This is a genomic window from Streptomyces beijiangensis, from assembly GCF_017315755.1.
In the GTDB taxonomy this organism is placed as follows: domain Bacteria; phylum Actinomycetota; class Actinomycetes; order Streptomycetales; family Streptomycetaceae; genus Streptomyces; species Streptomyces beijiangensis.
On the sequence record NZ_JAFLRJ010000126.1, the window covers coordinates 38,112 to 56,680 of the forward strand.

The 18,569-nt window shown below is 70.8% G+C and carries 18 protein-coding genes; 4 read left to right on the forward strand and 14 right to left on the reverse strand.

Annotated features, from left to right (window positions below):
- Positions 1-73: 73 nt before the first annotated feature.
- Complete coding sequence (locus J0695_RS13970; protein ID WP_206962338.1) at positions 74-436, reverse strand: arsenate reductase family protein; 363 nt, start codon at positions 434-436, stop codon at positions 74-76.
- Between the two features lie 121 nt (positions 437-557).
- On the opposite strand from J0695_RS13970, the gene J0695_RS13975 reads away from it, so the two are divergent.
- A complete protein-coding gene (locus J0695_RS13975) occupies positions 558-815 on the forward strand; it encodes a hypothetical protein (RefSeq protein ID WP_206962339.1) in 258 nt (85 codons plus the stop codon).
- Positions 816-858: 43 nt separating this feature from the next.
- On the opposite strand, the gene J0695_RS13980 is transcribed toward J0695_RS13975, so the two are convergent.
- From J0695_RS13980 to J0695_RS14005, 6 genes are all read right to left on the reverse strand, one after another.
- Complete coding sequence (locus J0695_RS13980; protein WP_206962340.1) at positions 859-1,713, reverse strand: YihY/virulence factor BrkB family protein; 855 nt, start codon at positions 1,711-1,713, stop codon at positions 859-861.
- An 84-nt stretch (positions 1,714-1,797) separates the two neighbouring features.
- Positions 1,798-3,021: an SPFH domain-containing protein gene (locus tag J0695_RS13985; RefSeq protein WP_206962341.1), complete on the reverse strand. Its 1,224-nt coding sequence runs from the start codon at positions 3,019-3,021 to the stop codon at positions 1,798-1,800.
- A gap of 21 nt (positions 3,022-3,042) precedes the next feature.
- Entirely contained in the window at positions 3,043-3,261 is a 219-nt protein-coding gene (locus tag J0695_RS13990) for an NfeD C-terminal domain-containing protein (RefSeq protein ID WP_206962342.1), read from the reverse strand.
- 29 nt (positions 3,262-3,290) lie between these two features.
- Positions 3,291-4,508 (reverse strand): methyltransferase, encoded by a 1,218-nt coding sequence (locus J0695_RS13995; RefSeq protein WP_206962343.1) that lies wholly within the window; start codon positions 4,506-4,508, stop codon positions 3,291-3,293.
- Between the two features lie 56 nt (positions 4,509-4,564).
- Positions 4,565-8,872 (reverse strand): HEAT repeat domain-containing protein, encoded by a 4,308-nt coding sequence (locus J0695_RS14000; protein WP_206962344.1) that lies wholly within the window; start codon positions 8,870-8,872, stop codon positions 4,565-4,567.
- 24 nt (positions 8,873-8,896) lie between these two features.
- Positions 8,897-9,268, reverse strand: coding sequence for a nuclear transport factor 2 family protein (locus J0695_RS14005; protein ID WP_206962345.1), 372 nt, complete (start codon positions 9,266-9,268; stop codon positions 8,897-8,899).
- A gap of 146 nt (positions 9,269-9,414) precedes the next feature.
- On the opposite strand from J0695_RS14005, the gene J0695_RS14010 reads away from it, so the two are divergent.
- On the forward strand, positions 9,415-10,047 hold the full coding sequence (locus tag J0695_RS14010) for a TOPRIM nucleotidyl transferase/hydrolase domain-containing protein (RefSeq protein WP_206962346.1): 633 nt from the start codon (positions 9,415-9,417) through the stop codon (positions 10,045-10,047).
- A gap of 140 nt (positions 10,048-10,187) precedes the next feature.
- On the opposite strand, the gene J0695_RS14015 is transcribed toward J0695_RS14010, so the two are convergent.
- Together J0695_RS14015 and glnA are read right to left on the reverse strand one after the other, a co-directional pair.
- Positions 10,188-10,487, reverse strand: a complete 300-nt coding sequence (locus tag J0695_RS14015; protein ID WP_206962347.1) for a hypothetical protein — start codon at positions 10,485-10,487, stop codon at positions 10,188-10,190.
- A gap of 289 nt (positions 10,488-10,776) precedes the next feature.
- Complete coding sequence (gene glnA / locus J0695_RS14020; RefSeq protein WP_206962348.1) at positions 10,777-12,186, reverse strand: type I glutamate--ammonia ligase; 1,410 nt, start codon at positions 12,184-12,186, stop codon at positions 10,777-10,779.
- Positions 12,187-12,398: 212 nt separating this feature from the next.
- Here glnA and J0695_RS14025 point away from each other — a divergent pair, with 212 nt between their 5' ends.
- Positions 12,399-12,869: an RDD family protein gene (locus tag J0695_RS14025; protein WP_206962349.1), complete on the forward strand. Its 471-nt coding sequence runs from the start codon at positions 12,399-12,401 to the stop codon at positions 12,867-12,869.
- Positions 12,870-12,968: 99 nt separating this feature from the next.
- Here the strand turns inward: J0695_RS14025 and J0695_RS14030 are convergent, their stop codons facing one another.
- From J0695_RS14030 to lipB, 4 genes are all read right to left on the reverse strand, one after another.
- Positions 12,969-13,673, reverse strand: a complete 705-nt coding sequence (locus J0695_RS14030) for a DUF4191 domain-containing protein (RefSeq protein ID WP_206962350.1) — start codon at positions 13,671-13,673, stop codon at positions 12,969-12,971.
- Positions 13,674-13,704: 31 nt separating this feature from the next.
- Entirely contained in the window at positions 13,705-13,911 is a 207-nt protein-coding gene (locus tag J0695_RS14035) for an SCO2195 family GlnR-regulated protein (protein WP_206962351.1), read from the reverse strand.
- 247 nt (positions 13,912-14,158) lie between these two features.
- Positions 14,159-15,112 carry a lipoyl synthase gene (lipA, locus tag J0695_RS14040; RefSeq protein ID WP_206962352.1) on the reverse strand — a complete coding sequence of 318 codons (954 nt, stop codon included), beginning with the start codon at positions 15,110-15,112 and terminating at the stop codon, positions 14,159-14,161.
- A gap of 102 nt (positions 15,113-15,214) precedes the next feature.
- The gene (lipB, locus tag J0695_RS14045; protein ID WP_206962353.1) at positions 15,215-16,012 is read right to left on the reverse strand and encodes a lipoyl(octanoyl) transferase LipB; all 798 of its coding nucleotides are present in this window, start codon (positions 16,010-16,012) and stop codon (positions 15,215-15,217) included.
- Between the two features lie 219 nt (positions 16,013-16,231).
- Here lipB and J0695_RS14050 point away from each other — a divergent pair, with 219 nt between their 5' ends.
- Positions 16,232-17,719, forward strand: a complete 1,488-nt coding sequence (locus J0695_RS14050; protein WP_206962354.1) for an NsdA family TPR-like regulatory protein — start codon at positions 16,232-16,234, stop codon at positions 17,717-17,719.
- Here J0695_RS14050 and J0695_RS14055 read toward each other — a convergent pair.
- Positions 17,716-18,569, reverse strand: an 854-nt coding sequence (locus J0695_RS14055) for an FAD-dependent oxidoreductase (RefSeq protein ID WP_206962355.1), incomplete at its 5' end; no start/stop codon positions are given. The genes J0695_RS14050 and J0695_RS14055 overlap by 4 nt on opposite strands.

An 18,569-nucleotide genomic window follows, 5' to 3' on the forward strand; every position in this document is an offset into this window, starting at 1 on the left:
GCGAACCCTTGACCGCCTCCCTGCCACCCGGGAGGCGGTCGTTCGCCGCCGGTATGCAGTCCCTCTGCGATCGCTAGGACCGCCCGAGCGCTTCCCGTACCGCCTCATCGGTCCGCCCCACCACGGCAGTTCCGTCGTCGGCGGTGATGATGGGCCGCTGGATGAGCTTCGGATGCGCCGCCAGCGCCGCGATCCACCGCCCGCGCGCCGTCTCGTCGCGCACCCACTCCTTCACCCCGAGCTCCTTGGCCTCGGCCTCCTGGGTGCGGGTGATGTCCCACGGCTCAAGGCCGAGCCGGCCGAGCACGGCCCGGATCTCGTCCTCGGTCGGTACGTCTTCCAGGTAGCGGCGGACGGTGTACGAAGCCCCTTCCCCGTCCAGCAGGTCGACCGCGCTGCGGCACTTGGAACAAGCAGGGTTAAGCCAGATCTCCATGGGGCCAACGGTACTGTCCAAAGCCCGTCTGGCCAGCGGCGATTGACCGCGTTTGTCAGTGGGTCGCAGTAAAATGGAGGGAGTTCGCAAGGGTTCCACCACGAGCGCCTGGAGGTCGCGGATGGCCGTAGCCACACTCACGACGGAGCCTCTTCTCAAGAAGCCACTGCCTGCCGGAAGGCCGCGCGAGTGGTACGTCGACCACAACCGCCGGCTGAAGGCGATGCGCCTGGCCATAGCCCTGCTCGACTCGGGGGTCTATCAGCCGGAGCAGGCCCCGAACATCAAGATACGGTCGACCGCCGCCCGTATCGGAATCCACCCGCCGTCCGACACCACGTGCCGGATGGTCCGTTTCCTGATCCGTTACGGACGCTGAGTCCGGGTCCGGGTCCGGGTCCGGATCCGGATCCGAGTCCGAGTCAGAGCCGCTTCTCCGTCCGACCGGTGGCTTCCGAGGTCCGCAGCCACCGGTCGAACGGCTGCTCATGCGCGACGACGTACCCGAACGCGATCCCCACCGTGATGCAGGCGAAGAACACGATGAGCCACGACAGCAGGGTGAACACCGCACCCAGCGGCCCGAATTGATCCACGCTGCGCTGCAGGGTGTGCGGTACGTACAGCCGTGAGCCCCAGCTGAGAGCCACCACCGCGATCCCGGTGATCAGCGCCCCCGGCAGCAGGGGCAGCCATGGCAGGCGCGCGCCGAGCAGCAGATGCTGGGTCCACCACCAGAGCAGCACGCTCGCCACCAGCGACAGCGGAAGGCCGAGCCACACCCCCACACCGAAGCCGTCGTGCAGTGCGCCCTGTGCGATCAGCGCTGCCAGCAGCACCACGAGCCACACCACCCACCGCCACATCACCAGCCGCAGCCCGGCGGCCCGCAGATGCCAGGACCGCTCGCACACCCGCTGCAGCGCCCGGCTGCACGCGGTCGCCGACATCAGCGTCACCAGCACACCGACCGAGCCCGAGGTGTCCTTGATCTGGCCGCTGTCCGCGGTGAGCACGCCCTGCACCTGGTCCAGCGTCGCCCCGCCCAGCCCCATCACCGAGCGCAGCGAGTTGACGAGCTGGTCCCGTACGGCCTGCGGTGCGAAGGCGCCGATCACGAAGAGCACCGGGATCGCGGAGAGGAAGGCCTGCGCGGCCAGCCGGGTCGCGCAGTCGAAGATGTTCACGGCGGTGAGCTGGCTCGCCACCCGCCCGACGAACGGCATCCGGTTCCACAGCGCGGTGATGGCCTGGATCGGGGAGGAGGAGGCGCTCATGGCCCCACCCTGCGGGCTGAGCTCCTCCGTCACCCCCGGGGCGCGCGTGGCGTTGGGCCGAACGGGATCGCCGGGCGCCCCGCGTTACGACGTCACAGCGGGCGCACCGTTCACACGAGCAGCATCCGTATCACCGGGAGCGGGAGCGGGAGCAGGGGCAGGAACTGGAGCGGCACTCTTCCTGAGGGTGTCCAGAATCGCGATCCCCTGCCCGACGATCCCGGCGGCCATCTCGTTGACCCCCTCGGACCCGTTGAGCACGGTCAGCGTCGACCCCGCGATGCCGCGCGCCGCCGCGTCGGCCAGCGCGGGCAGATTCTCCACGACCCGGTTGGCGGCGATGAGCTGCTGGTTGCCGTCCTTGAGGGAAGCGGCGACGACGGCGTACGCGTCGGCCTGCGCCTGGGCGATCGTCCGCTGGGTGTACGCCTCTCCGTCCGCCGCGAACTTCGCCCGGTCCCGCTGCGCTTCGGCGAGCGTCCGCTGCCGGTACGCCTCCGCGTCGGCCGGCCGCCGTACCTCCGCCTCAAGACGCTGCGCGGCGAGCTCCGCCTGACGCGCCGCGAGGGCGGTCTGCTCCTCGGTGACCTGCTGGGTGGCCCGCGCCTGCGCGAGCGGACCGGCCTGCGCGGCAATGGCGTTGGACTGCTCGGTCTGGGCGAGGAACCCGGCCCGCTTGATCGCGGTGTCCCGCGCGTACTCGGCCTTCAGCGCCTCGGCCTGCTGCTCGCGCTCGGTCGCCTCCTGATCGGCGCGCGCCTGCGCGATACGCGCCTGACTGGCGACGGCGGCGGCATGGGGAGCGGCGAGGTTGTTGATGTACCCGGTCGCGTCCGCGATCTCCTGGATCTGCAGCGCATCGACCACGATCCCGAGCTTCTCCATCTCGGTGTGGCTGCCCTCCTTCACCTCCTGTGAGACCCGGTCGCGCTCCCTGATGATCTGCTCGACGGTCAACCCGCCCACGATGGACCGCAGATGACCGGCGAAGATCCGCCCCACCAGCTCCTCCATCCGGTGCTGCTCGGTGAGGAAGCGGCGCGCCGCATTGGCGATGGAGACGGCGTCGTCCCCGACCTTGAAGACGATGACGGCCCGCACATTGAGCCGGATCCCCTGCTGTGTCACACAGTCCTCGGTGATCTCGGCCTCCCGCAGCGCGAGCGAGAGTATCCGGGCCTTCTGCTTCACGGGCAGTACGAGGCTGCCGTGCCCGGTGACGATCCGGAACTGGGTGTTGAGCGCCTGACGCTTGGACCCTGAGATGAGGAGGGCCTCGTTGGGGGCCGGAACATGCCAGAAAAACATGGGAGTTCTCCCGTACGTGTACTAGGAGGAGGGAGGAAACGGCTCAACCAGCACGGAGCGGGCCGACATCACGTCCGCAACGATGACCAGACAATGCCGGGCGATCGGCATACGCGCCCACGCGGCGAAAGCCTCCGTCCCGCCCCGCACGGCCACGAGCACCTCGCCCGGTCCGCCCGCGGGAATCGAGACGGTCACCCGGCCAATGGCGCCGACCGGGCTCTCGTCGGCGTCGTCCACTGCGCCCACTCCTCCACCGTACTCCGCAGTCAGCCCCGCTTGACGGCCCGCAGCACCACGAACTTCGGGTCACCCGCGACGACTTCACAGTTCCCGAAGACGCGCCGCAGCATCTGGTGGTACCCCAGGTGCCGGTTGCCCACGACCCACAGCTCGCCGCCGGGCCTCAGCACGGCACGCGCCCCGCTGAACATCCGCCGGGCCGACTGGTCGGTGATCGACTGATGGGTGTGGAAGGGCGGATTGTTCAGTACGAGATCCACCGACCCGGCAGGGATCGAGGACGTCCCGTCACCGACGAGGAACTCCGCCTTGTGCCCCTCGCCGACGTTCTCCCGGAAGGTCGCCTCGGCCGAGGCGACGGCCGGGAAGGACTCGTCCACGAACACGATCTCCGCGTCGGGGTTGTCGACCGCGGCCGCCGTACCCACGATCCCGTTGCCACAGCCCAGGTCGAGCACGCGCTCGCTGCCGCTCCGCCTCGGCAGATGCTTCAGCAGGAACCGCGTGCCCATGTCGAGGCGCTCGGCGCAGAAGATCCCGGCATGATTGGTGACCGGCAGTCCCGATCCGGTCCCGGAGTCCTCGTCCAGTACGTACCGACGGGGCCAGGGGCTGCCGCTGCGGGGGATCTCCATGTCGGGGGCCGCGAAGATCAGCCGCGCCTTCTTCACGGCGAGCGAGGTCCGCGTGGGCCCCACGATCTGCTCGAAGAGCTTCAGCGTCGAGGTGTGGATCTCCTTGACCATCCCGCCCCCGACGACGACGGTGTCCGCGTGCAGCGAGGGCGCGAGCCGGTGCAGCTGGTCCTCAAGCTGCGCCAGGCTCTTCGGCACCCGTACAACCAGCAGATCGATCCGCGCGGGTACGGCATCCAGCGTGGTCAGCAGCCGTACGGCACCGGTTTCGGCCCCGCTGCGCGCCAGATTCGCCCGGGTCGCCTGCTGCGCGAGGAAGGAATCGGTGATCTGTACGGGCCCACGCCCGTTCAGCGCCGTGGTCAGCGCCCCCCACCGGTCACCCACCACGACGACGGACCCGGCAGGGCCGGGCGCGGGGTCCGGAACCAGCTCCGGATCCAGCTCCAGCTCCGGATCCGACTCCGGATCCTGCTGCTGCACCCGCTCCAGTTCCGCCAGGTGCTGGAGCAGATAGTCGTCGGCGGCATCCCACGCCCGCAGCTGATCGCGGGGGTCCTCGGGGAATCGGGTCAGGGCGAAGTCGCCCCATGAGGTCGTCAAGTTCATCGTGCCCCCAGGCTAACCGAGCGCCGCCCACCCGACCTCTCGCCGAAGGCCCGCCCTCACGGGCCGGGCGGCAGCAGCTCGTCGAGCAGCCCGGTGTAGAGGGACCGCTTGTCGGGGCGGGCGCGGGCGGCGGCGTGCCGGAGCGCGGGAACGGCAGGTGCGCCCATCCGCAGGAGACCCTCGGCCGCCGCCTTCCGTACGACGGGATGCGGGTGCTCAAGGAGCGCGGTCAGGGCGGGGACCGCCGGCTCCCAGCCGGCGTGGGACACGGTACGTACCGCCAGGCGCACCACGTCCGGCTGCGGATCGTCCAGCAGGAGCGACGTGAGCTCCAGATACGCCTCCCGGTCGAGCAGCGCCCGCGCGGTGCGGTGGGCGTGCAGGCGCACCCCCGGCCTGGGGTGGGTCAGCAACTCGCGCAGGAGCAGTGGGAGCGCTGGGAGCAGCGGGAGCTCGGGCCCGGGGCCCTGTCGCTCCTCGGTGAGGCGGGTCAGCGCGCGCCGGATCTGCTCCGGGGAGCCGGTGCGGGCCGCTGCGTACAGCCCCTGCCGGGTGAGGGGCTCCGGAGTCCGCGCCGGGGTGCGCTCGCGGAGCGCCGACAGGGCTGCGGCATCCTCCCGTACGGCATCCGGACCCCGCAGCGGACCGTCGACGAGGCGGAGTCCGTCGGCGAGATCGTCATGGCCCTCCGCGCGCAGCCGCCGTACGGTCTCCGTCAGCTCGGGGGTACGCAGGAGCGGGCTGCCGGCCAGGAGGTCGAGGAACCCCCAGCCGCCGGCGTCGAGGCGCTCGCGGAGGGCCACCGCCAGTGTGTCGGCGGGGACGCAGGAGCGGAGGACCCGCCCGATGTCCGACCGTACGGCGGGCGGGTCCTGCTGCCACCAGTCCAGCAACAGCGGTACCAGCGACCCGAGTTGCTCCGCCGGAAGATGCCAGAGCATCCGGACCGCCCTGTCGTGGAGCACGCCGGGGGCCCGGAGCTCCGTCTCGTCGAGGGCGACCAGCATGCAGGGGAGGCCGGGGAACTCGGGTACGTCGACGCGCCCGTGGAGGCAGGCCCGCAGGACGGGCAGCGCGGCGGCGCGCTCGGGCCACTTCAGCAGGGCCACGGCGGCCGTGGTCCGGCTCTCCTGCGCGGGCGCGTCCAGCATGGCCAGCAGGCGTTGGCGCTGGGCGGCCGAACGGGGCTGGTCGAGGCCGTCGTTGCGTACGGCGCGCGGTGCGTCCGCAGGTGTGTTCGCGGTCTCGGCGATGGTCCACGGCGGTGCGTCCAGGGGCTGGAGCGACTCCATCCGGTCGAGGAGATCCGTGCGGGCTTCGGGGCCGGCGGCGGAGTACTCCCCGGCAAGCGCGGCCAGCTGTTCACGGGAGCGCGGTGCTTCCGCTTCCGCCTTCGCCTCCGTAGGCCTGATGTCGAACGCATCCCGCAGTACGGCGGCCTCGGCCGGCCAGGGGTCGGCCCCGCGCCGTGCCACCGCGAGTGCCCGGTCGAGGTCGGCGCGGACCAGTACGGCACCGCAACGGCGCAGCAGCGTCAGCGAGAGCGCCCCTCCGGCGCGCACCGCATCGGCGACGACCGCCCGCTCGACCACGGACAGCACCGGCGCGACCTCCTCCAGGACCGCGACGATGCCGTCCCGGACCTCCCGGACCTCCCGGCCGTCCCGGACCTCGCCGCCCGGCGCGGCACCGGCGAGCGCGTCGAGGAGCACCCGTACCGACCGGGCGAAGGCCGCCAGTTCCCCGTCGGTCCACGGCGCGGGACACAGCCGCAGCACCAGCCGCACCACCCGGTCCCGGAGGCCGGGCCCGGTTTCGGCCAGCCTCAGCCACTCGGCCAGCAGGGGCCGAAGCTCCTGAAGCCTTTTCGTGGAAGGGAGTTGAGGCCGCTCCGCGATGCGGTCCGCGAGCAAGGGGTTCCAACCCCCGTCCACCAGCCGCCTGATGTCACGGTCCTCGCCGCCGTGCACCGGCGCCCGCCGGGTGGTCTCCAGCCCCTCCGACAGCAGCCGCCGGGTGCGTTCGTCCCCGCTCCGCTCCATGGCGGCGCGAAGGGTCGCCGCGTACGCCTCGCCGAGAACGGCGCGCAGCGCATCGACGAGCGACCGGCGGAACCCCGGGTTGTCGTGCCGCCCGAGCCAGAAGAGCAGATCCGGTACGGCAGCCGGGGCGCCGGCCAGGACCAGTGCCCCGGCAGCGGTCTTCTTGATGTTCATGTTCGGATGGCCGAGACAGGCGGCGATCGCGGCGGACGCCCAGCGGGCCCGCACCTGGCCGAGGGCGAGCAGGGCCTGCCGTACGGTCTGGATGTCCGGGGCAGCGGTCAGCGGGATCAGCGTCGCCGACAACGCCTCGGCGCCGTCCCCCGACGCATCGGCCGCCAGCAGCCGGATCACGTGCTTGCGCACCTGCGGGTCGCGGTGGCGCAGCAGCCGGTGCACGCGTGGCCGGATGCGCGCGGAGGGAGCCCGGAGCAGCAGCTCCAGCAGGATCGACTGTTCGTCGGCGGACAGCCCGGACCGGTCGAGGAGATCCAGCACCATGCTCGCCACGAGGGCGTCGCCGGCCTCCCGCCCGTCCACCGCGTCGAGCAGACAGACCGGCCGGATCCTGCCGCGCTCATGGAGCCGAAGCCCCAACGCCCGCAGTGCGTCGAGGACTTCCTGCGATACGGCGGGCTCGCTGCCCGAATCCTCGGTCACCGCCAGTTCGGCGACGACGCGCAGCAGCAGATCGGCGAGGACCGGCAGCGTCGCCGCGCCACCGTGGGCGGCCAGCCGGCAGAGGGATGCCACGGGTTCGCCGGCATCCAAGTGTGAGCTCAGCAGCGCCAGTTCGACCTCGTCGGGGCCGCCGAGGCCGGAGGCGATACGCGCAGGGAGGCCGACCGGGTCGAGCCGGGCGAGGAGATCACGCCGGTCGGCGGGATCCCGGGTCAGATGCCAGAGCAGCTCCAGCGCCCGGTCCCGTACGGCACGGAAATACGGCGCGACGAGGCCGAGGCCGGGCCCGAGACCCAGCCCGTCCCGCAGCACCGCGACCGTCCGCTCCCCGCCGACAGCCTCCAGTGCGCCGAGTGCCGCCGAAGGAACGGAGGGCAGCAGCGCGAGCACGGCGTCCTCGGCCGCCGCGTACCGCAACTCCCGTATCGCGCAGAGGAACGGTCCGGGCGAAACGACAAGAGGAAGAAGCCGCGTGATCGCCTCCCCGACCGGAAGCCCGTGCGTACCCTGCGCCTCCAGCGCGACCAGCAGATCGAGCCGCCGCGGCCAGCCCGGATCGTCGACGGGGACATCGAGAAGTACGCGCAGGAGCTCCTCACGGCAGGTGAACAGAACCGTCGCCACCTCACGCGCCGGAACCGAGTGATCGGCCAGCGCCAGCTCCACCACGCCCGCCACCTCCCCACTCCCGGCGAAGTGCCCACGCCGGTGAAGCCCGCGCAGACAGCGCACCAAGGGCCCGCCGAGCAGAAGCGGATCCGTCCCCGCGATGCCGATCAGCGCACCGATCTCGTCCCGTTCCGCCAGCTCCCCGAGCAGCTCCATCGCGCGCCGCCGAAGTCCGGGCGGCTGCTCGGCGCTCTCCACGACGTGCCGCAGCAGACCGCGATGCCCGTGCCGGGCGGCCGCGGTGAGCGCCGCGTCTCCAGTGGCCCCAGCATCGAGGAAGCGTGAGAACACCCCGACGGGCAAAGGCTCCAGCGCCGCCCAGGGCTCCCCGAGCTCCCGCAGCGCACCGCCGACGACCTCCGCACCGACACTGCCGAGCAGCCGTACGAGTTGCTCCCGTACGAACGAGGGCGCGAGCACCCCTGCGTGCAGCCCTTCCCGCGCCAGCCGCAGCCCGGCACCCTCCAGTACCGCGTCCCCGCTGTCCACGAGCCCGGCGACGAGCGGCCCGGGGCGCGGGGTGCGGGCGATGCTCATCTCCCGTACGGCCTGGTACAGCAGCTCGCCCGCAGGCTCGGCACGGAGCGACTCCGGCTGATTGACGAGCTCCGCGCGCAGCCAGGCGATCCGAACGCGCGCAGGAAGCCGGTCCACCGCGCGCCGGTCCGGCCACTGACGGCTGTACCACAGGCGCTCGTACAGCGCGGCGAGTAGGAGCGAGGCCTCGGGCGTGCCTTCCGGCGAATCCGGCAACAGCGCTGCCAGCTCGGCGAGTTGAGGCTCTTCAGTCACGGAGTCGACCCGCTCTCCGAGCAGCACAATACCCAGATGCCGCACTCGGGGATCCTCGTGCCGCACAAGACGCCCGAGGACGGCCGGCGCGCACATCTGCGCGTCGACACGGGCGGCCAGCCACGCCACATCGGCCCGGCCGGCCGCACTCTCGAAAGCTTCGTCCACAGGCGTCGTCACCGTCGGATGCTAACCAGCGCGCCGTCAGGCGGACGCAGGCACCCGGTCGAGGAACCCGTGCACCGTACGAATGCGCCCGTCCTCGGCGAGCGCGATCACATCGAACCCGGCGACCGGCGCGGACCCGTCCGCGACCGACACCAGCTCCCACCCGAAGCGGGCGATCCCGTGGTGCCCGTCGACGGCCCCGGCCTGCCGGAACTCGAACCCGGGGAACTGCGCCTGGGCCCCGGCGATCACAGCCGCGACGCCGTCCTGCCCGATGACCTCGACGAGCGGGTCGGTGTAACTGCCGTCCTCGGTCCAGGCGGCGGCGACGGCCTTGGCGATGTTCTCGGCGCCCTTGGCGTTCCAGGCCTCGAGGTAGCGGGCGACAGCGGTCTCGTGTACGGACATGGTGAATCGGCCTCCAGAGTCATCGGGTGCCGGTCCCCGGGCGGAGTGCGCCGCCCGGGTTCCGGATGACTTCAGCTTGCCGGGAGGCCGCGAGCGGGTCGATTACTTCTGAGGTAATACGCGCCGGACCTGCGAGACTTGGGCGCATGGATCAGACAACCCGGTTCAGCAGGGCGGCAGTCGCCTGGGCGGCAGGAGGCGCGGACGCGGAGGCGGCGGCTGCGGCGGCGCAGGAACTGGCCGCCACAGCAGACCTGCGCACGGTCGTACTGGTCGAAGGGGTGAGCGACCTGGCGGCCGTACAAGCACTGGCCGCCCGTCAGAACCGGAACCTGGACGACGAGGCCATCGCCGTCGTCCCGCTCGGCGGCGCGACGAGTATCACCAGATTCCTGAACCTCTTCGGTCCCCAGGGCCTGGACATCGCCCTGGCGGGCCTCTGCGACGCGGGGGAGGAGCGCTACTTCCGGCGTGCGCTGACGGAAGCGGGAGTGGAGCCGCAGGGTTTCTACGTCTGCGATGCGGACCTGGAGGACGAACTGATCCGTGCCCTGGGGGCCCCGGCAGTGGAGCAAGTGATCACCGAGCAGGGCGAGTTGCGCCAGCTCCGCACCTTCCAGAAGCAGCCCGCCCAGCGGGACCGCACCCCGGAACAGCAGCTCCGCCGCTTCATGGGCACGCACAGCGGCAGAAAGGCCCAGTACGCCCACGCCCTGGTGGACGCCCTGAGCCTCACGCACGTACCGCGCCCGCTGCAGTCCCTGCTCGCCTATGTGTGAACATCAAGGAGACAGCTTGATGAGACGGAATTGCTCACCCCGCCCGAGGGCGGCGCGGCCTATGTGGCGGGCGAGGCGAAGAGTCTGACCAAGCCGTTCCGGACCCCGGGCAAGCGTGGCCTGGAGTAACTCACCCACCGTCAGTGGTCATCCCAGTGCCCGCCATGATCGGCGTGCCGATGCCCGTCGTGCACATAGTCGACGTGATCCCCATGAGGCACGGCGACGTGCCCGCACCCCTCACCGTGCTGGTGTGCATGGTCGTCGTGGGCGGAGTGCCCGTCGGCCTCGCACTCATCGGCGTGGTCACCGTGCACGCGGTGCAGATGCCCGTCGTGCGCGTAGTCCACGTGATCGTCGTGCGGTACGGCAACGTGCCCGCAGTCCGCGCCGTGCTGATGGGTGTGCTCGGGGTGGGGCGCGTGCGCAACGGTACTCAAAGCGGCCTCCGGCCATCTCGTAGGTGCCCCCTCAACGACACACACCCCAGAGCTGTCACGCAGGGTGGCCATTCGGGTGGCGCCGGGAGTCGGACCGACTGCCGGGGCGCGCGAGAGGGCGGCGGTGACGGACGCGGTATGGCCGGGCATGTGCTGCGCCGTCCTCTGCCCGTACCGCCTCCCGATGACGTGCGGCACCCCATGAGTGAGGGCCGCCACCCCGGGGAACGGGATGACGGCCCTCACTGCAGTGTGCGGCTACGGGTCAGAGATGCCTGACCCCCGACCTTTAGAGGTCGAAGTACAGCTCGAACTCGTGCGGGTGCGGGCGCAGCTGGATCGGGGCGATCTCGTGGACGCGCTTGTAGTCGACCCACGTCTCGATCAGGTCGGGCGTGAAGACGCCGCCCGCGAGGAGGTAGTCGTGGTCCGCCTCGAGTGCGTCCAGAACGGCCGGGAGCGACGTCGGGACCTGCTGGACGTTGGCGTGCTCCTCGGGAGCCAGCTCGTACAGGTCCTTGTCGATCGGCTCGGCCGGCTCGATCTTGTTCTTGATGCCGTCCAGGCCCGCCATCATCAGTGCGGAGAAGGCGAGGTACGGGTTGGACGACGGGTCCGGGGCGCGGAACTCGACGCGCTTGGCCTTCGGGTTCGAGCCGGTGATCGGGATACGCATCGCCGCCGAGCGGTTGCGCTGCGAGTACACCATGTTGACCGGGGCCTCGAAGCCGGGCACCAGGCGGTGGTACGAGTTCACCGTCGGGTTCGTGAAGGCCAGGAGCGACGGGGCGTGCTTGAGGATGCCGCCGATGTAGTAGCGGGCCATGTCCGAGAGGCCCGCGTAACCCTGCTCGTCGTAGAAGAGCGGGACGCCGCCCTGCCACAGCGACTGGTGGACGTGCATGCCCGAGCCGTTGTCGCCGAAGATCGGCTTCGGCATGAAGGTCGCGGTCTTGCCGTTGCGCCAGGCCACGTTCTTCACGATGTACTTGAAGAGCATCAGGTCGTCGGCCGCGGCGAGCAGCGTGTTGAACTTGTAGTTGATCTCCGCCTGGCCGGCCGTGCCGACCTCGTGGTGCTGGCGCTCGACCTGCAGGCCGGAGGCCTCCAGCTCCAGGGAGATCTCGGCGCGCAGGTCGGCGAAGTGGTCGACCGGCGGGGTCGGGAAGTACCCGCCCTTGTAGCGCACCTTGTAGCCGCGGTTGTTCTCCGTCGACCCGGTGTTCCAGGCGCCGGCCTCGGAGTCGATGTGGTAGAAGCTCTCGTTCGCCGACGTCGCGAAGCGGACGTTGTCGAAGACGTAGAACTCGGCCTCGGGACCGAAGTACGCGGTGTCCGCGATACCGGTCGACGCGAGGTAGGCCTCGGCCTTCTTGGCGATGTTGCGCGGGTCGCGGCTGTACTGCTCACCCGTGATCGGGTCGTGGATGAAGAAGTTGATGTTGACCGTCTTGTCCTTGCGGAAGGGGTCAACCCGTGCCGTCGAGAGGTCCGCGCGCAGCGCCATGTCGGACTCGTGGATGGCCTGGAAGCCGCGGATCGACGAACCGTCGAACGCGAGCTCCTCGTTCGGGTCGAACGCCGTTGCGGGAATGGTGAAGTGCTGCATCACTCCCGGCAGGTCGCAGAACCGTACATCGACGAACTTCACGTCCTCGTCGGCGATGAACTTCTTCGCGTCGTCGGCGTTCTGGAACATCCAACTCCTCCTACTCCCGTCCGGGGAGGGACGGGGTTGCAGCTCGTGGTGCGTGCGGCCTGTGCGGTGGCACACGCTGGACCCGACCATAGGCACGCAGGATTTCTCATGCGTGACCCATTTGTTTCGACGAAGTTAACCGCCCTGGTCGAACGGGGACCGTCCGGGCCCCTCCCTCAAGTGTGCCAAAGCGGGCGCAGTACCGTGTACAGGTGGACAACAGGGACGTAGTCGGATCGTGGCTCTCCGGGCCGGGCGAGGCCACCAAGGACATGGCTGGTGGGGACTTCGGGTACCGGGGCAAGCGCCTCGGGCTGCCCGAGGAGGGGCGGGGCGCCATCGCGCCGCTGGGGCGCCGGTTCGGCGCCATCTTCATCGACTGGGCGCTGTGCATGGTGATCGCATACGGCCTGATCGCACGCGGTGACCAGCACGCGGCCGGCAACTGGGCGCTGCTCGTCTTCTTCGTACTGAGCGCGCTGACCGTCTCGACGGTCGGGTTCACCCCCGGCAAGCGGCTCCTCGGGCTGCGCGTCGTCTCGGAGAACGGCGGACGGCTGGGCGCCGGATGGGCCCTCGCGCGGTCCGTGCTGCTCTGCCTCGCCGTTCCGGCCCTGATCTGGGACCGCGACGGGCGCGGGCTGCACGACCGGCTCGCACGCGCCGTTCAGGTGCGTATCTGAATCCCGGCATACGGACAAAGAGAAGCGGCCCGGACCAATTCTGGTCCGGGCCGCCTTGTGTGTACGTACGGGGAAGTGCGGGAAATGCGGGAACGGGCGTCAGCCCGTCTTGCCACCGCCGCGCGGCATCCGCGCGCCCTTCGGCATGGGGCCCTTGGGGAGCGGCATGTTCGACATCAGGTCGCCCATCGCGCGCAGCCGGTCGGTGGCCGACGTGACCTGCGCACCGGTCAGCACGCGCGGGAGCTTGAGCATCGTGGTGCGGACCTTCTTCAGCGGCACCTGGCCCTCGCCGTTGCCGACCATGATGTCGTGCACCGGGACGTCCACCACGATGCGGTTCATCTTCTTCTTCTCGGCCGCCAGCAGGGTCTTGACCCGGTTCGGGTTGCCCTCGGCCACCAGCACGATGCCAGCCTTGCCGACCGCGCGGTGCACCACGTCCTGACTGCGGTTCATCGCGACCGCAGGGGTCGTAGTCCAGCCGCGGCCCACGTTCTGGAGCACTGCGGCCGCCGCACCGGGCTGGCCCTCCATCTGTCCGAAGGCCGCTCGCTCGGCGCGGCGTCCGAAGACGATCGCCATCGCGAGGAAGGCCAGCAGGAAGCCCAGGATTCCCAGGTAGATGGGGTGACCGATCAAGAAGCCGACGCCGAGGAGGATGCCGAAGACGACAACGCCCAGGCCCCCGACAATAAGACCGACCTTGGGGTCGGCCTTGCGGGTCATCTTGTAGGTCAGGGCGATCTGCTTGAGTCGCCCGGGGTTCTCAGACTCTGCGTCTGCTGTTGCCTTCCTCGCCATGGCCAGAAGTTTACGCGGCCCACGCAGTGGACTACGACGTCCGGGTGGCCACGGCCTCCACCACGTGCTGCGTCTCGGTCCGGTCCTTGGCCCTGCGGCGGTCTTCGAGCACGGAAGTCCAGGCGTTGCGGCGCGCGGTGTGCTGGCCGCGGCTCAGCAGAAGCGACTCGACGGCGCGGAGCGCGTCGGTCACGGACGGGATGGCGGTGGCGCGTACGGACGAGGTCGCGGCCTGCATGAGTGGGGTCCCCCCTCGGGACGGCGGCGGATACAGCGGGGATGCAGCTGTGCGTGAACCTAGGGTCACTGATTGGTGTTACCAAGGCATGTCCGGCCGGTCAAACGCGAATGAAACCTTGACGCCACCCCTGAAACAGCGGACGCGGCCCGTCCGGCCCCCTCACCTGCGGGGACCGTACGGACCGCGTAATCTCGGCCATTACTCAGCGGTAGGTGTGCGTGTTCCGTTTCACACGGCCGCAGTTTCACACGGCGAGTGCCGCGCGGCGCTCCATGGCCTGCTGGAAGAGACGGCCCGCGCGGTACGAGGAACGGACCAGCGGGCCCGACATGACCCCGGAGTAGCCGATCTCGTCGGCCTCCTCCTTGAGCTCCACGAACTCGGCGGGCTTCACCCAGCGCTCGACGGGGTGGTGCCGCGCGGAGGGGCGCAGGTACTGGGTGATCGTGATGAGCTCGCAACCCGCGTCGTACAGGTCCTGCAGCGCCTGGCTGATCTCCTCGCGCTCCTCGCCCATGCCCAGGATGAGGTTGGACTTGGTGACCAGACCGGCCTCGCGGGCCTTGGTGATGACCTCGAGCGAGCGCTCGTAACGGAAGCCGGGGCGGATGCGCTTGAAGATGCGCGGGACCGTCTCCACGTTGTGGGCCAGCACCTCGGGGCGCGAGGAGAAGACCTCGGCGAGCTGCTCGGGGACCGCGTTGAAGTCGGGGATCAGGAGCTCGACCTTCGTACGGCCGGCCTCGCGCTCCGCCGTCATCGCGTGGATCCGGCGCACGGTCTCCGCGTACAGCCAGGCACCGCCGTCCTCCAGGTCGTCGCGTGCGACGCCCGTGATGGTGGCGTAGTTCAGGTCCATCGTGACGACGGACTCGCCCACGCGGCGCGGCTCGTCCAGGTCGAGCGCGGCGGGCTTGCCCGTGTCGATCTGGCAGAAGTCGCAGCGCCTCGTGCACTGGTCGCCGCCGATGAGGAAGGTCGCCTCGCGGTCTTCCCAGCACTCGTAGATGTTGGGACAGCCCGCCTCCTGGCAGACCGTGTGCAGACCCTCGGACTTCACCAGGGCCTGCATCTTGGTGTACTCGGGGCCCATCTTCGCCCGGGTCTTGATCCACTCGGGCTTGCGCTCGATGGGGGTCTGGCTGTTCCGGACCTCCAGACGCAGCATCTTGCGTCCGTCGGGTGCGACTGCGGACACGTCCGGCTCCCTCTACAGCTTCGAATCGTCGGCGGACACCAGGGTACGCCCGATATTTGTACGGTTATCTCTGGCCAACCCCTGGTACGCAGGGGGCATTCCTCAGGCGGGGGTGTTCTCGACCGTGCGCGGCGCCAGGTCCGCGTTCTCCAGTACGTCCCTCAGGTGCTTCTCCGCCGACGGCAGGACCTCGGCGATCGTGACCTCGCGGCCCAGTTCGTACGAGAGCGATGTCACACCCGCGTCGCGGATGCCGCACGGGACGATCTTGTCGAAGAAGGTCGTGTCCGGATTGCAGTTGAGCGCGAAGCCGTGCATCGTCACGCCCTTGGCGACGCGGATGCCCATGGCGGCGATCTTGCGGTCCTCGCGGCGCTGGCCCGCGTTGGAGGGCGCGTACTCGGGCCCGTTCATCCGGGGGTCGAACTCGTCGTCCGTCAGACGCGGGTCGAAGTCCAGGGAGAGGCCGCCCAGCGAGGGGCGTTCCTCGACGGGGTCGCCGAGCACCCAGACGCCCGCGCGGCCCTCGACCCGGCTGGTGGCCACGCCGAAGTCGGCGCAGACCCTGATGAGGGCGTCCTCCAGGCGGCGCAGGTGCGCGATGACGTCCACGGGGCGGGGCAGTTTCTGGATCGGGTAGCCGATCAGCTGTCCGTAACCGTGCCAGGTGATCTTCCCGCCGCGGTCGACGTCCACGACCGGGGTGCCGTCCAGCGGCCGCTCGTTGTCGGCGGTGCGGCGGCCCGCCGTGTAGACCGGCGGGTGCTCCAGGAGCAGCACCGTGTCAGGGACCTCGTCCGCGAACCGTGCCGCATGCACCTCGCGCTGCTTCTGCCAGGCCTCCCGGTACTCGACGGCGAAATCGCCGAATCCCAGCCGGTCAAAACGCAGCTCACTCACGCCAGCTCCTCATCGCATGCCGATATCGCGCCCCAGCCACTGTACGACCGCGTCGAACACGCGCGTTCTCGGGGCAGAACGGCAGGCAGAAACGACACCTCCTCACACGATCGGATGAACGTGGGGCAAAGACGGCGGTACAGCCGGTGAGGGCCGCTAAATTCACGCCGTTCCATGAGGGCTGATCCCTGGCCCGGAAGGCAGGAGACCGTACAGCTGATGTCGGAACGACCTCCGCAGCGCACGCCCAACCGCCAGCTCGCCGCGCTCATCGCCGAAGCCGGATTCTCCAATGCCGGGCTCGCCCGGCGGGTGGACCAGCTCGGGCTCGAGCACGGCCTCGACCTTCGGTACGACAAGACCTCGGTGACCCGGTGGCTGCGCGGCCAGCAGCCGCGCGGAACCACCCCCGCCCTCATCGCCGAGGTGTTCACCCGGCGTCTCGGGCGCCGTTTATCGGCGCAGGACCTGGGACTCGACGCCTGCGCCCCGGTGTACGCGGGGCTGGAATTCGCCGGTACGCCGGAGGAGGCCGTGGACATCGTCAGCGGGCTCTGGCGCAAGGACTCCGGCAGCCATGCGGAGCTGCGGAAGATCGCCTTCACCCCCGCAGGGCTCGTGGTGCCCAGCAGGGACTGGCTGATCGGACGGGCCGACGACCGGGTGGGGCGCGGGGACCCGGCCCCTGTCAACAGTGTGGTCAACGGTGCGAACAGCGGTTCGCGGATTCCGGTGCAGGGCGTGCAGGGGCGCGCCCCCGCACCGACCGTGCCGCGCCAGCGGACCACCGACCGCGGCCCCGGGCAGCGGGTCGTGGCGGGGGACATCGCGGCGCTGCGGTCCGTCGGGGAGCTCTTCAGATCGCTGGACCACGCGTACGGGGGCGGGCACGCCCGGCAGGCCCTGGTGCGCTATCTGGAACACGAGGCCGAGCCCATGCTGCGCGGCGTCTACGGCGAGGCGACCGGGCGCAGGCTCTTCGCCGCCATCGCCGACCTGACCAGGCTCGCGGGCTGGACCTCGTACGACATCGCCGCCCACGGTCTCGCCCAGCGCTACTTCGTCCAGGCGCTCCGGCTCGCGCAGGCGGCGGGGGACCGGGCGTACGGCAGCTATGTGCTGGTGACGATGAGCCGGCAGGCCGTCTATCTGGGGCACGGGCGCGAGGCCGTGCAGCTGGCGCGCGTCGCCCAGCAGGGGGTGGGGGGTTCGGCGCCCCCCGTCGTACAGGCGCTGCTGCACTCGGTGGAGGCGCGCGGGCACGGGGTCCTCGCGGAGGTGCGGGCCTGCACGGCTTCTCTCGTACGGGCCGAGCGGGCGATGGAGGCGGCGCGGCCGGGGGATGAAGTCCCTTACTGGGCGCGGTTCTTCGACGAGGCGCAGCTGGCGGACGAATTCGGCCACTGCCACCGTGATCTGCAGCAGTTCCGGATGGCGGCGCAGTACGCGGAGCGGTCGCTGCAGATGCGCTCGCCCGTCTTCGCGCGCTCCCGGCTCTTCTGCCGGGTCGTGCTGGCCTCGGCGCGGCTCGGGCTCGGCGAGCTCGACCAGGCGTGCGCGCTGGGCGCGGAGGCGGCGCAGCAGGCGGGGGAGATGCGCTCCGCGCGGGCGGTGGAGTACGTGAGGGACTTCGAGCGGCGCCTGGAGCCCTATCGCGACGCGGCGGCGGTACGGGGGTACCGCGACCGCGTCGCGGCGTTCGGTTAGGCGGCCGCCTTGGCGGGGATCGGCGCGGTTCCGTATCCGGGTGCGATGCCGAAGTCGCGGAGGATCTCCTGGGCGGCCCGGCGCCCGGAGAACAGGGCGCCCTGGACCGTGCTGGTGTCCCGGTGGTCGCCGCATACGTAGAGCCCGGCGAGCAGGCGGACCGGGCGGCGCAGGTCGTGCGGCGGGTTCATGGCGGGGACCGCCTCGGGGTCGTGGTGGACGGCGAGAAGCTCCCAGTCGTCGGTGGGGGTGCCGTAGAGCGTCGCGAGCCGGGCGCGGACGGTCCGGTCCAGGTCGTCGGGCGGCGTACCGAGGACGGTCGTGGAGATCAGGGCCCGGCCGTCCGGCGCGCGCGTGGGGTCGACCTCGCTGATGACCGCGGTGTGCGAGACGGGGCTGTCGCGGTCGGCGTCCAGGAGCAGCGCCGGGTCGGTGAGCGGGGGCCCGGGCGCCGTGTGGTGGAGGACCGTCACCGGGTGGAAGGCGGGGACGCGCAGCCCCGGGAGGAGGCCGGCGGCGGCGCGGGCGCCGGTGGCGAGGAGCAGGCCGCGGCAGGAGAGTTCGCCGTGTTCCTCGGTGATGACGGAGTTGATCGCGACGGACTTCACGCGCACGCCGGTCCGTACCGTGCCGGGCGGCAGTGTCGCCGCGAGTCGCTCGGGGAGTACCGCGGCGCCGCCCGCCGGGATGCACAGGCGGCCCTGCGCGTAGCCGTGCAGGGCCAGGTCGGCGCAGCGGCTCGATGTGGTGAGGGCGGGGTCGCAGAGCAGCGCGGAGAGCAGCGGCCGGAGGAATCCGTCGACCGTACGGGGAGGGAGCCCGCGCTCGCGCAGAGCGGTCAGGGCGGGCT